The sequence below is a fragment of the Sphingomonas gilva genome (genome assembly GCF_003515075.1).
GTDB classification, from domain to species: Bacteria; Pseudomonadota; Alphaproteobacteria; order Sphingomonadales; family Sphingomonadaceae; genus Sphingomonas; species Sphingomonas gilva.
In genome coordinates, this window is the sequence record NZ_QWLV01000008.1 from 87,597 (window position 1) to 100,422 (window position 12,826).

Annotated in this window: 9 protein-coding genes; 8 read left to right on the forward strand and 1 reads right to left on the reverse strand. The window is 64.7% G+C overall.

The genetic code is table 11. The annotated features are described in order from the left end of the window. Positions 1 to 92 precede the first annotated feature (92 nt). Complete coding sequence (locus tag D1610_RS14710; protein WP_118864955.1) at positions 93 to 3,194, reverse strand: TonB-dependent receptor plug domain-containing protein; 3,102 nt, start codon at positions 3,192 to 3,194, stop codon at positions 93 to 95. A 303-nt stretch (positions 3,195 to 3,497) separates the two neighbouring features. Between D1610_RS14710 and D1610_RS14715 the strand changes: the two genes are divergently transcribed. The 8 genes from D1610_RS14715 to D1610_RS14750 all read left to right on the forward strand — a co-directional run bounded on the left by D1610_RS14715 (position 3,498) and on the right by D1610_RS14750 (position 12,824). Beyond that, the gene (locus D1610_RS14715; RefSeq protein ID WP_147414349.1) at positions 3,498 to 3,917 is read left to right on the forward strand and encodes a hypothetical protein; all 420 of its coding nucleotides are present in this window, start codon (positions 3,498 to 3,500) and stop codon (positions 3,915 to 3,917) included. 58 nt (positions 3,918 to 3,975) lie between these two features. Continuing rightward, positions 3,976 to 5,106, forward strand: a complete 1,131-nt coding sequence (gene wecB, locus D1610_RS14720) for a non-hydrolyzing UDP-N-acetylglucosamine 2-epimerase (protein ID WP_118865018.1) — start codon at positions 3,976 to 3,978, stop codon at positions 5,104 to 5,106. Next, complete coding sequence (gene wecC, locus D1610_RS14725; RefSeq protein WP_118864957.1) at positions 5,090 to 6,388, forward strand: UDP-N-acetyl-D-mannosamine dehydrogenase; 1,299 nt, start codon at positions 5,090 to 5,092, stop codon at positions 6,386 to 6,388. Before wecB ends, wecC begins: the two co-directional genes overlap by 17 nt. 303 nt (positions 6,389 to 6,691) lie before the next feature. After that, positions 6,692 to 7,399 (forward strand): metallophosphoesterase family protein, encoded by a 708-nt coding sequence (locus tag D1610_RS14730; protein ID WP_245942282.1) that lies wholly within the window; start codon positions 6,692 to 6,694, stop codon positions 7,397 to 7,399. Between the two features lie 66 nt (positions 7,400 to 7,465). After that, the gene (locus D1610_RS14735) at positions 7,466 to 8,743 is read left to right on the forward strand and encodes a nucleotide sugar dehydrogenase (protein ID WP_118864959.1); all 1,278 of its coding nucleotides are present in this window, start codon (positions 7,466 to 7,468) and stop codon (positions 8,741 to 8,743) included. Positions 8,744 to 8,745: 2 nt separating this feature from the next. Beyond that, a complete protein-coding gene (locus D1610_RS14740; protein ID WP_118864960.1) occupies positions 8,746 to 9,750 on the forward strand; it encodes a GDP-mannose 4,6-dehydratase in 1,005 nt (334 codons plus the stop codon). 145 nt (positions 9,751 to 9,895) lie between these two features. Beyond that, positions 9,896 to 10,564: a polysaccharide biosynthesis/export family protein gene (locus D1610_RS14745; RefSeq protein ID WP_182466850.1), complete on the forward strand. Its 669-nt coding sequence runs from the start codon at positions 9,896 to 9,898 to the stop codon at positions 10,562 to 10,564. A 70-nt stretch (positions 10,565 to 10,634) separates the two neighbouring features. Then, positions 10,635 to 12,824 (forward strand): GumC family protein, encoded by a 2,190-nt coding sequence (locus D1610_RS14750; protein WP_118864962.1) that lies wholly within the window; start codon positions 10,635 to 10,637, stop codon positions 12,822 to 12,824. Positions 12,825 to 12,826 lie beyond the last annotated feature (2 nt).

Below are 12,826 nucleotides of genomic sequence, written 5' to 3' on the forward strand. Positions count from 1 at the left end.
ACTACTCCTAATTTGTGCCGACGAAAACGGCCCGCCGCGCGCCCTTCCCCAAAGGCGCCCGGCGGGCCGAAGTCGTTTACAGGGTCACGCGATCAGAAATTCTGCGAGACCGAGATTTTCGCGGTGAAGCCCAAGGGGTTCGCCGTGAAGGGATCGTAATTCTGGTCGAGCCGCGCGAAGGGCGGATCCTCGTCGAGGATGTTGAGCGCGGAGAGCGCGACCGAGGTGCCGGTGGGCAGCGCGATCCGATAGGTGAAGTCGAGCGTGTTGAAGCCGTCGATCTCCTTGCCTTCGGTCACTGAATCGCCGGCAAGCGAGCCGGTGTTCGGGCCGAAGATGGAGGCGCCGCGCTGATCGGTGTAATCTGCCATGAAGTTATAGGCGAGACGCAGCGAATGGATGCCGAATTCCCCGCTTGCGAACACCTGCCCCTTCCACTCGGGTAGCGGATAGGCGGTGGTCTGGTAGTTGAGCTGCCCGACCGCATCGAACGCCGGCTGCACGACGACGCCCTCAACCACGACATCGGCGACCTTGTATTCGAACACATAGGTGCCGTTGGCTCCCAGGGTGATCTCGGTGTCCTCGCCAAGCTCGAACTGGAACTGCGCCTGCGCGTCGATGCCGGAGGTGCGAATGTTGTTGTTGTTGACGTATTGCGTCTCCAGCCGCTGCACGTTGGCGATGCCGCAAACGTTGTTGGAGAAAGTGAAGCGTTCCTCCAGAAGCTCGAAGCCATCCTCGCCGCAATTGTCGCTGCCGCTAGCGCCGAACAGCGCGTTGACTATGCCTTGCACCGGCTCCGCCTCGATCGGCCCGTCGATATCATATCGCCAGTAATCGATGGTGCCAGAGAACGGTCCGGCATTGAGAATGATGCCCGCCGAATAATTGGTCGAGGACTCGGGCGTCAGTTCCGGATTGCCGAGCACATCGACTGCGCGGAAGGACGTGCCGATGATCTGCAACGAAACGATGCTGCCATTGGTCGCCGCGATCGGCGGCCCGCGGAAGGTCGTGCCCGCGCCCGCGCGCAACGCCAGCCAGTCGGTCAGCTGAAAGCGGATGCGTCCCTGCGGATCGAAGGTCGACCCGATCAGACCGCCATAGTCTTCGTAGCGCGCCGAAAGCTGCAGGTTGATCGCATCGGTGATCGGCGCCTGGATTTCGACGAACGCCGCCTTGATATCCTGGCTCAGCTGGCGCGCGTTGTTGGTACCCAAGAACCCGAGCGCTCCCGTCTGCTGCGGACAAACCGCGTTGGGATCGAGCACCGAACCCGGGCAGGGATTCACGGCAAGATTATTGTTGTTGCCGTAAGCAGTCGAGAAATATTCCTTGCGATACTGGCCGCCGATAGCGAAGCCGACCTGACCGCCCGGCAACTCGATACCCGTCTGTCCCGAGAGGACGAGATCACCGACGAACAGCTCTGTTTCGGTTGTCGTCTGCGAATCGACGAAGAAATAATCGAAGACTTCCTTGGAGTTGATAAGACCTGCGCCCGGCGTCAGGCTGAAGGCGGCCGGATTGCGCGTCCCGGCATAGTTGGGATTGGTGTCGCCAGTAACGGGATTGACCTGCACCGCCGTCGAGAAGGGGTTGAAGAACAGACAACCATTTTGCCCGGCAAGAGCGGCGAGTTGAGCCTGGGTGAGACCGGCGCGCGACGCCGCGCTTTCGTACGGACAGCTGAACCCGCCGAAGCCGGCAAGCGCGTTTTGCAGACGGTCGCCAAATGTGTCCGTGCCTTCGATGTAGCGTTCGTAGAAATGATAGGTGAAGCCGGCATCCAAGGTGAGATTGTCGCCCAGCCGCTGTTCGAGGCCGGCGGTGAACCGAATGGAATCGGACGTACGTGGGCTCCACGCCGAACCGCGATCATTGTCCTCATCGCGGAAGGCCGGATTACCGCCCAGCAGGGCCGGGCGGAAAAGCACAGGAAAGGCAAGTGCCGGCGCAAGCGGAACCCCGCCCGCGGTCAGGCAGCCTGCGGCCGCTCCATAGGTCGCGCAATAATCGCGGAGCGACGGCGCATAGGTGGGAATCCCGAACACGCCCGCGCCGGCAGCCTGCGCCGGGGTTAGCACGCCGCTGGCCGGCACAGTGGTCAGAGGCGACGCCGCATATCCCGAGGGCGACAATGTCGGAAGATAAGTCGGCGAGGTCGTGATGCGCGAGCTCGAGAAACCATATAGCGCGCTTAGATTAAGCGTGGTCGATTCGCCGATGTCGATCTCGGTTTCGAGATAGGCCTGCAACCGCTCCTCTGGCTCGACCAGATTGCCGAACAGTCCGTACTGGTTGAAGCATCGATCGGTGGTCGATCCGGTGACGCTGCGGAAGCCGCCAAGATCCTCGCAACCGAGATCGCGAACGAAGTTGAGGCCGCCGACGGTCGCGTCGAAATCGAAGTTCCCCGGATTGCCGCCGCCGGTCCAGCCGCCCTGCGGGTTCACCTCATAAGGCTGGATGACGAAATCGCGGTCGGTGGTGCGCAGTTCGGACCGGCGCTGATAGCCGAACGAGGCGAGCATGCGGAAGCCGTCGCCATTGTGGCCATAGGCGATGCTGCCGCCGTAATCGCCGTCCGAGCCCTCGATATAGCGATAGTCGCCCGAGACGGTGAAGCCGTTCTGGCGCTCGCGGGTGATGAAGTTGACCACGCCGGCGATCGCGTCCGAGCCGTAGGTCGCGGCGGCGCCGTCTTTCAGGATTTCGACGCGGCCGATCGCCGCCTGGGGAATGAGGTTGACGTCGACCACGGGCACGCCGGTGCCGGCCGGCACCAGCCGCTTGCCGTTCAGCAGGACGAGGGTGCGCCCCGGCCCGAGGCCGCGCAGGTTGACCGAGGCGACGCCTTCGGAACCCTGCGCGCGGCTGTCGAACTGGTTGGCGTCGCCGATGACGCCGTTCGAGACGGGCAAATTCTTGATCAGATCGAGCGCGGTGGGGCTGCCCTGCTTGGCCAGGTCCTCAGCGGAGATCACCTCGACCGGCAGCGCCGCATCCTCGGGCGTGCCGCGAATCAGCGAGCCGGTCACGATGATGTTGGGCTCGCCGCCAGGATCGGCGATGGTTTCCTCCTGCGGCAGCGCCGCCGCTTCGGCGCCGACCTGCGCCCAGGCGGGCGTCGCCAGCCCGACCAGCAGCGCGCCCGCTGCGCCGCACGAAAGAAAAGCCGCTTTCCTCATAATGCCTCTCCCACTCCCTCAGAGGGCTCCCGCTCCTTGCTCGGCGGCATACCCGTTCATCTAATAGACGCATGACGCAACGGAAGGTCAAGGGCTCTTTGGGTTTCAACAAGAGACTGGGTTTTCGGTGTGACGATTTTGCTTCACCGCAGGAACCGGCGCGATTCACGGGCGAGGCGACGTCCCATTGCGCTTTCGCCGCGCTTCCGGTGAAGGTGTGGATCAAGAGGCGGCACCCCGCGCCCATGCGCCATACCTCATCTGCCAGCGCCGGACGGCGACCTGTTGCAACGGCGACGAACGGTGTACGATGTTCACGAAGCAGATTATTCCGTTGTCGTCTTCATCGTGGGAAACCACTGTCGAAATCGTCCAATACCTCTGCTGGGCCGGCGGGCTAAATCATTGGCAGCAAATCATTCTGTGGGGGAGATGATGGGGCTTTTGAAACGTTGGCGCGGCCGAAGCCGCAGCGCGAAGGTCGTTTTCGACGTGGCGGCGGATGTGAAGCACGAGGATGCGGCGACCAGGGAAGAAGCGGCCGAGCCGTCGACCTTCGCCGCCGGGCCGCCATCCTACGCCAGCCTGTTGAGCGAATTCACCGACGCCGAGCTCTCCCATGCGCTGGCCGCGAGCGAGCGCGCCGAGGACGGAAATATCACCGAGCTCATCGAACAGGAGCTCGACCGGCGACGCGCGACAGGTCGCCGCGCCATATCGTGACGCGTGATCGGCTGCGCGTTGAGCGCTTCTTAAAGGGTCGGGCCTTAGGGCGGGCATGATGACCCGGCCCATCGTTCTTACCGTGTTCGGCACCCGGCCCGAGGCGATCAAGCTGTTCCCTGTGATCCGCGCCTTGCGCGCCGATCCGCGCATCGACACGCGGATCTGCGTCACCGCGCAGCACCGCGGAATGCTCGACCAGGTTCTCGACATCGCCGGCGTGACGCCCGATATCGACCTCGATCTGATGGAGCCGGGCCAGTCGCTCGATCGGCTCACCGCCCGATTGCTGACCGGCCTTGGCGAGGTGATGGACGCCGTCATGCCGCAGCGCGTCATCGTCCAGGGCGATACCGCGACCGCCATGGTCGGCGCGCTCGCCGCCTATTACCGCCGCGTGCCCACCGCGCACGTCGAGGCGGGGCTGCGCTCGGGCGATATCTGGCAGCCCTTTCCCGAGGAGGTCAACCGCCGTATCGTCGCCCCGATCGCCGACCTGCACTTCGCCCCGACGGAAACGGCCGCGAACGCGCTGCTGCGTGAGAATGTCGATCCGCGCACGATCCATGTGACAGGCAACACGGTGGTCGACGCGCTATTGGCCACGCGGGCGCGGATCGCGGACCAGCCGGGTCTTGCCGCCGGGCTGGACGATCTGCTGGCGCGCTTCGGCGGCAAGCGGATCGTCCTGGTCACCACCCATCGCCGCGAGAATTTCGGCGGCGGAATGGAGAGCATCGCCCGCGCCATCCGGCGGATCGCCGGGCGCGAAGGCCTCGCGGTGATCTTTCCGGTGCATCCCAACCCCAATGTTCGCACTGTGATGGAGCGCGAGCTGGGCGGGCTGGACAATGTGGCGGCGATCGATCCGCTCGATTATCCTCACTTCATCCGCGCGCTGGACGCCTGCGACATCGTGCTGACCGATTCGGGCGGGGTGCAGGAAGAGGCGCCGGCGCTCGGCAAGCCCGTGCTGGTCATGCGCGAGACGACGGAGCGGCCTGAGGGCGTCGCGGCCGGCACCGCGCGCCTGATCGGCGCGGACGAGGACCGCATCGTTACCGAAATCTTCAACCTTCTGGACGACAAGGCGGCCTATCAGGCGATGGCCCGCGCGCACAATCCGTTCGGCGACGGCCATGCCTCGACACGGATTGCGGGGCTTGTCGCGAATGCTTTCGGACTCTGAACTCAAGGTCGTCGTTGTCGGCCTGGGCTATATCGGGCTGCCCACCGCCGCGGTGATCGCAAGGTCCGGCGCGCGGGTGCTGGGGATCGACGTGTCGGCGCGCGTCGTCGACACGGTCAATTCGGGCAAGGTCCATATCGAGGAGGTCGATCTCGACGGGCTGGTGCAGGGCGTGGTCGCGCGCGGCGCGCTCAGGGCGTCGACCGCGATCGAGCCGGCCGACGTGTTCGTCATCGCCGTGCCGACGCCGTTCGGCGACGATCACGCGCCCGATATCAGCCATGTCCTGAACGCGGCCGCGGGCATCGCGCCGGTGTTGAAGGCGGGCGACACCGTTATCCTCGAATCGACCTCGCCGGTCGGCACCACCGAACAGGTGCGCGATCTGATCGCGGCGGCGCGACCCGATCTGAAGGTGCCCGGCCTGACCGGAAACGGTGCGGATATCGCCATCGCCTATTGCCCGGAACGCGTGCTGCCGGGCCGCATCCTGGTCGAGCTGATCGACAATGACCGCGTGATCGGCGGCATCACGCCGCGCTGCGCCCGCAAGGCGCTGGGCTTCTATCGCCGCTTCGTGCGCGGCGCATGCGTCACCACCAATGCCCGCGCGGCGGAGATGACCAAGCTGGTCGAGAACAGCTACCGCGACGTCAACATCGCCTTCGCCAACGAGTTGTCGGTGGTCGCCGACGAGATGGGGCTCGACGTGTGGGAGGTGATCCGCCTGGCCAACCGCCATCCGCGCGTCAATATCCTCTCGCCGGGCCCGGGCGTCGGCGGCCACTGCATCGCCGTCGATCCCTGGTTCATCGTCCACGGCGCGCCCGACCACACCCCGCTGATCCGCACCGCGCGCGAGGTCAACGACGCCAAGGTGGATCACACCATCGCCCGCGCCGAAGCGCTGATCGCCGAAATGCCGGGCGCGCCGGTCGCCTGCCTCGGCCTCGCCTTCAAGGCCAATATCGACGACTTCCGCGAAAGCCCGGCGGTGAAGGTGGCGGCCGCCCTCGCCCGCCGCCATGGCCGCCGTATCCGCATCGTCGAGCCCTATGCCGAGGCGCTGCCGGCGGCGTTCGCCGGAACAGGCGCCGAACTGACCGATATCGACGAGGCGATCGCGACCTGCCCGATCTTCATCGTCCTGGTCGATCACGACCTGTTCAAATCGGTGCCACTGGATGAGCGCGCGGACAAGCTGGTCTACGATACGCGCGGCATCTGGCCGGATCAGCCGGCCGGCGGAGCTACGACAAAGCCGCTGCGCATGACTGGCTGAGGCGTCATTTCGCCGGCACTTGCCGACCATTTACGTTCAACAACAGCTGCCCCTCGAGTTTACGAGCGGGCGATCGGGTGATCGCGCCGATCAGGCCGTTCGGCACGCTCTGGCGCGGATTCGCCTCACGGAGCCGAAACGGACGCCGACCGTTGTACGCCACTGATGGCCACGTCGCTTGCCGCCTCCAGAGCGAGCGACTAGGTGAAGCCCGCAATTTGGTGAGACGGCGTGACAAAGATGTTCAACTTCCTGCGTCCACGGCAGCCGGTTCGGGCTTCGGGACCCGCTATTCCGCCGGGGATGCGGGTCTATGCCATCGGCGATGTGCATGGCCGCCTGGATCTGCTCGACCGTCTGCTCGATGCGATCGCCAACGACGACGCGACGCGCGAGAGCACCGAGGTGCGGCTGATCTTCCTCGGCGACCTGATCGATCGCGGTCCGCAATCCCGCGAGGTCATCGACCGGGTGCTGGCGCTCAAGGACAACGACATCGACGTCGCCGTCCTGCGGGGCAATCATGAGGAAGTGTTCCAGCTGGTGCTGGATGGGGACGAGGAAGCGCTGCGCTTCTTCAATCGCATCGGGGGCCGCGAGACGATCCTGAGCTACGGTATCGACGCGGAGTTCTTCGCCTGCGCGGAACTGCCCGAGTTGCAGGCCGCGCTGATCGAGAACGTGCCGGCCAGACATATCCAGCTGTTGCGCGAATGCGAGGATATGGTCGAGATCGGCGACTATCTGTTCGTCCATGCCGGCATTCGTCCCGGCACCGCGCTCGACCAGCAGAGAACGGCGGATCTGCGCTGGATCCGCGGCGGCTTTCTGGATTTCGAGGGAAGCCATCCGCGCATGATCGTTCACGGCCACACGCCATCCGCCGAGATCGAATGGCGATCGAACCGCATCGGCGTCGATACGGGCGCGTATGAGAGCGGGGTCCTGTCCGCGATCGGCATCGAGGGGGCGGAGCGCTGGGCGCTCAGCACGGCCCTGGAAACCGTCTGAACGCCCGAGCCAACGCATCGCACTTCCATCAACAGGCTGCTGGACGCTCGCAGCGGGGGGAAATCAGTGATAGAGAACAACACGATTGTCGTGGTCGGCCTGGGCTATGTCGGCCTGCCGCTGGCGATTGCCCTGGCGGATCGATTCACCGTGTGGGGTCTGGACGTGGATGCGGAACGCATCGCCGAATTGCAGCGACATCATGACCGGACGCACGAAGTTTCGGCGGATCGGCTGGCCGGAACGAAGCTGTCCTTGACCCAGGACCCCGCCGCCTGTCCGCCAGCCGACATCTATATCGTCACGGTGCCCACGCCGGTCGATGCGGAAAACAAGCCCGATCTGTCGATCGTGCTCGCCGCGACGCGCACCGTGGCGGCGATGCTGGACGGCGCACGCAAGCCCATCGTGGTGTACGAGAGCACGGTCTATCCGGGCGTGACGGAGGAACTGTGCGGGCCCGAGCTCGAACGCGTCAGCGGGCTGGCTTGCGGCGCGGACTTCTTCCTCGGCTATTCGCCCGAGCGCATCAACCCGGGCGACCGCGAACACACCGTCGATCGCATCACGAAGGTCGTGGCGGGGCAGACGGAGGCGGTCGCGGCGCGGCTGGCCGACGTCTACGGGGCGATTACCTCCGGCGGCACGTTCACGGCCAAATCGATCAAGGCGGCCGAGGCGGCCAAGGTCATCGAAAATGCCCAGCGCGACATCAACATCGCCTTCATGAACGAGATCGCGACCATCTTCGCCAAGCTGGACGTTTCGGTCTGGGACGTCCTTTCCGCGGCGAACACCAAGTGGAACTTCCTGCCCTTCCGTCCGGGTCTGGTGGGAGGGCACTGCATCGGCGTCGATCCCTATTATCTGGCGTATCGCGCCGAGGTGCTGGGCCGGGAGCCGCGCGTCATCCTCGCAGGCCGCAGCACGAACGACGACATGGCCGCGTGGGTGGCGGGAGAAATCGACCGCGCAGCGGGCGGAGAGCGGCCAAGGACGCTGGTGCTTGGCTTGACCTTCAAGGAAAACGTGCCGGACCTGCGCAATTCGAAGGTCGCCGACCTCGTCGCCGCCTTGCAGACGCGCGGTCACGATGTGACGGTCGTCGATCCACTGGCGAATGCGGCCGAGGCCAACCATGAATATGGCATCGCCATATCCTCCGAACCGCCGGCCGACCGGCGCTTCAACATCGTCATACTCGCCGTGCCGCACACCCAATATTGCGCCATGGACGAGCAGGCGATCAGAGCTCTTTTGACCGAAGGCGGGCTCTTCGCCGATATTCCCGGCGCTATCGCCCCCCGACTTTCCGATCAGACCATTCGAACCTGGACACTATAGCCATGGCATCCACCATTCTCGTCACCGGCGCGGCCGGCTTCATCGGCATGAGCCTTTCGCGCCGCCTGCTGGATCGTGGCGATCGCGTGATCGGCGTCGACAATCTGAACGACTATTATTCCGTACCCTTGAAGCGCGACCGGCTCGCCGAGCTGCGGCGCATCGGCGGCGATCGGTTCCGTTTCGAGCAGGTCGATTTCAGCGACCACGCGGCGCTCGATTCGGCGCTGGCGGGCTCCGATTTCGACAGGATCGTCCATCTCGGCGCGCAGGCCGGCGTCCGCTATTCGATCGACAATCCCCGCGCCTATGTGCAGTCCAACCTGGTCGGCCATCTCAACCTGCTCGAACTCGCGCGCCAGCGCGGCTCCTCGCATATGGTCTATGCCTCGTCCTCGTCGGTCTATGGCGGCAACACGCAGATGCCCTTTTCGGTCGACGACCGGGTGGATCATCCGCTGTCGCTCTATGCGGCGACGAAGAAGTCCGACGAGTTGATGAGCGAGACCTACGCCCATCTCTATCGCCTGCCGCTGACCGGTCTGCGCTTCTTCACCGTCTATGGGCCGTGGGGCAGGCCCGACATGGCGATGTGGATCTTCACCAAGGCGATCCTCGAAGACCGGCCGATCGCGGTGTACAATTTCGGCGATATGCACCGGGACTTCACCTATATCGACGATATCGTGACGGGCGTGGTCGCGTGCGTCGACAATCCGCCGCCCGATGACGGCCAGGAACATGCGGGCGGCAGCCGCGCGCCTCACCGCATCTACAATATCGGCAATCACCGTTCCGAACGCCTGGGCGACATGATCGACCTGATCGAGGCGGCCTGCGGCAAGCGCGCGATCCGCGATCTGCAGCCCATCCAGCCCGGCGACGTGCCGGCGACGTTCGCCGACATCTCCGCCATCCAGAATGATCTGGGCTTTGAGCCTGCCACCAGCATCGATATCGGCGTGCCCGCGTTCGTCGAATGGTATCGTCGCTACCACCAGGCTTGATTGGCGCGCTGCTTGTCGCCTCATGACCGACACGATATAGACGACCGCCCCGGCCGGCTCCCATGCCGGCATAGTATTTTGCGTTAATTGTTGAGGACACGCCATGCTGCCCCGCCCCCTAGCTGACGGTATCGGCCTGTTTACGATGGCTATTGCGGCGGTTGCGCTCGGCGGCTGCTCCTATAGCGGCAAGCGCGCCGATATCGCCTATGCGCCATCGACCTTCACCGCGCCGGACTCGCAATTCGCCATGGTGGACGAGGATGCCTATCGCATCGGGCCACAGGATATCGTCAAGGTGACGGTGTTCGAGGTGCCCGAGGTCAGCGGAGACTTCGAGGTCAACGCGCTTGGGAAGATCGACATGCCGTTGGTCGGCGGCGTCACCGCGCAGAATCTGACGACGACCGAGCTCGCCGCCGCGCTCGAGAAATCGCTCGGCGCCAAATATTTCCAGAACCCCGATGTCACCGTCGCACTCAAGGAGGTGCGCAGCCAGCGGGTCACGGTGGATGGGTCGATCAACGCGCCGGGGATCTATCCCGTCGCGGGCAACCTGACGCTGCTGCAGGCGGTCGCGATGGCGAAGGGCGTATCGGAAGACGCCAATCCCGAGCGCGTCGTTGTGTTCCGCACCATCGACGGGCGCCGGGCGGCGGCGGCGTTCGATCTTACCGCTATCCGCGAGGGGCTGAGCCCCGATCCGGAAATCTACGGCAACGATATCGTTGTGGTTGCGGGCTCGCGCTCCAAGGCTGCGTTCCGCGACGTTCTCCAATCGCTGCCCGTGTTGTCGATCTTCCGCTTCTTCTAGGATTCGGCGTTGGCCGCAGGCCTGCCGACACGCTAACGTCACTGGCCCCGCTGGCGGGTTTGGAGCTTTGATGAACGATTTGACGCCCAGCCAGCCCGGTTCGCAGATGCTGTCCGTGCCGGCAAATACGCCGCTGGTCCCCGTTCCAGATCGTGGAGCGGGCGCCGACATCGATTATGCCGGGCTCCTGCGCATACTCGCCAAATGGCGCCTGCTGATCCTGGGCGTCACATTGAGCGCGGTGCTGATCGCGATCATCGTGACGTTGCTCACCACCCCGCTCTACCGCGCGACGACGACGATCGAGATCGCCGAGGCGCCGGTCCAGATCGTCGAAATGGGTGCGGTCCAGCAGGGGCAGGTGGCGGGCGAGAGCTTCTTCGAAACCCAGCTCGGGCTGATGCGCAGCGACACGCTGGCGGAACGGACGGCGCGAGCCGTCAACCGCAGCGCCGGCGAGGACTTCGCGCCGCTCACCCCCGGCCAGATTAGCAGCGATCTTTCGGTAGAGCCGCAGGCAGGCAGCCGCCTGGTGGATGTTTCGTTCGTCAGCCCCGATCCGCGCATCGCGGCGACGGTCGCCAATACGCTGACCGACAACTTCGTCGCATCCAATCTTGAACGGCGCTTCGCCTCTACCGCCTATGCGCGTCGATTTCTCGAGAATCGCATCAAGACGGTGAAGGAAAGGCTGGAAGCCTCCGAACGGCAGTTGGTCGCCTATGCGCAGCGTGAAGGCATTGTGAATGTCAACGCAGGCCAGGAGGGCGGCGGGACGTCGCTCACCAATGCCTCGCTAGGCATGCTCAATTCGTCGCTCGCGCAGGCGCAGGCGGATCGGATAGCCGCCGAACAGGAGTTTCGCCAGGCAAGCGGCCGGGCAAGCCAGCGCGTCGTCAGCGACCCGACCGTGCAAGGCCTGCGCACGCAGCGCGCGCAACTGGAGGCGGATTACCAGGAGAAGCTCGGAACGTATAAGCCCGACTATCCGGCGATGGTGCGATTGCGCGAGCGCATTTCAGCGGTCGAAGAGAGCATTCGCAACGCGACGAGGACCGTGTCTGCGGCATCCGTCCAGGATCTCGAAGCCGCCTACCGCGCCGCGTTGGGGCGTGAACAACAGCTTCGAGAACGCGTCCAGAGCCTCAAATCCTCGGAACTCGACCTGCGTGACCGCAGCATCGACTATAACATTCTGCAGCGCGAGGTGGACACCAATCGCACGCTCTATGACGGGTTGTTGCAGCGCTACAAGGAAGTCGGCGTGGCGGGCGGCGTCGGCGATAATCTCATCTCGATCGTCGACAAGGCGAGCGTTCCGACGTCGCCGTTCAAGCCCAATCTGCTCTTGAACCTGCTCATCGCGCTCGCCGCCGGCATCGCCGTCGGCGTCGGCGCCGCCTTCGCAATCGAACTGGTCAGCGACAAGATCGTGACCCCCGACGACGTCGAGCACAAGCTCGGCGTTCCCCTGCTAGGCATCATCCCCGAGGCGGCCAAGGGCGTGAAATTCGGCGACGCGCTGACCGATACCCGGTCCGAGGTGACCGAGGCCTATTCGTCCTTGCGCACCGCGCTTCAATATTCGTCCCCGCACGGCGTGCCCAAGACGCTGCTGATCACCAGCTCGCGTCCGGGTGAGGGCAAGACGTCGACCAGTCTCGCACTGGCGATGAACCTGGCGCGGCTCGGGCTGCGCACCCTTCTCATCGATGCCGATCTGCGCAACCCGTCCTTCTCGCCGCTCGACGCGAGCGCTCCGGGTTTCTCCGATCTGCTGGCGGGCAACGATGACCTCGCCGCGGCGATCCAGCGTCCCAACATCGACAATATGTGGCTGGTGTCGAGCGGCCGGATACCTCCGGCGCCGGCCGAACTGCTGGGCACGCCGCGGCTTGGTGAGCTGATTTCGCGTTTTTCGGCTCTTTATGACGTCGTGGTGATCGATTCTCCGCCGGTCCTCGGCCTGGCCGACACCCCCCTGCTCGCGGCGCAATGCGAGGCGACCGTATTCGTCTGCGAAGCCGGAGGAAACCGGCGCTCCGCGATCATCAACGCCTTGCGTCGATTGCGCGGCACCAACGCCAAGCTGGCCGGCCTTGTGCTGACGCGCTACAAGGCGCGTTATTCGGGCTATGGATATGGCTACGGCTACGGATACGGCTATGGATATGGCTACGGATACGGCCATGAGAGCGGGCGGCCGAGCTCCGAAACCACCGCACGAACCATCCGCATAGGGACCTATACGGACGCATGAGA

Coding starts and splice junctions, on each gene's coding strand:
- D1610_RS14710 (WP_118864955.1), bottom strand. CDS start 3,194: ATGAGGAAAGCGGCTTTTCTTTCGTGCGGCGCAGCGGGCGCGCTGCTG.
- wecB (WP_118865018.1), top strand. CDS start 3,976: ATGACCCGGCCCATCGTTCTTACCGTGTTCGGCACCCGGCCCGAGGCG.
- wecC (WP_118864957.1), top strand. CDS start 5,090: ATGCTTTCGGACTCTGAACTCAAGGTCGTCGTTGTCGGCCTGGGCTAT.
- D1610_RS14730 (WP_245942282.1), top strand. CDS start 6,692: ATGCGGGTCTATGCCATCGGCGATGTGCATGGCCGCCTGGATCTGCTC.
- D1610_RS14740 (WP_118864960.1), top strand. CDS start 8,746: ATGGCATCCACCATTCTCGTCACCGGCGCGGCCGGCTTCATCGGCATG.
- D1610_RS14745 (WP_182466850.1), top strand. CDS start 9,896: ATGGCTATTGCGGCGGTTGCGCTCGGCGGCTGCTCCTATAGCGGCAAG.
- D1610_RS14750 (WP_118864962.1), top strand. CDS start 10,635: ATGAACGATTTGACGCCCAGCCAGCCCGGTTCGCAGATGCTGTCCGTG.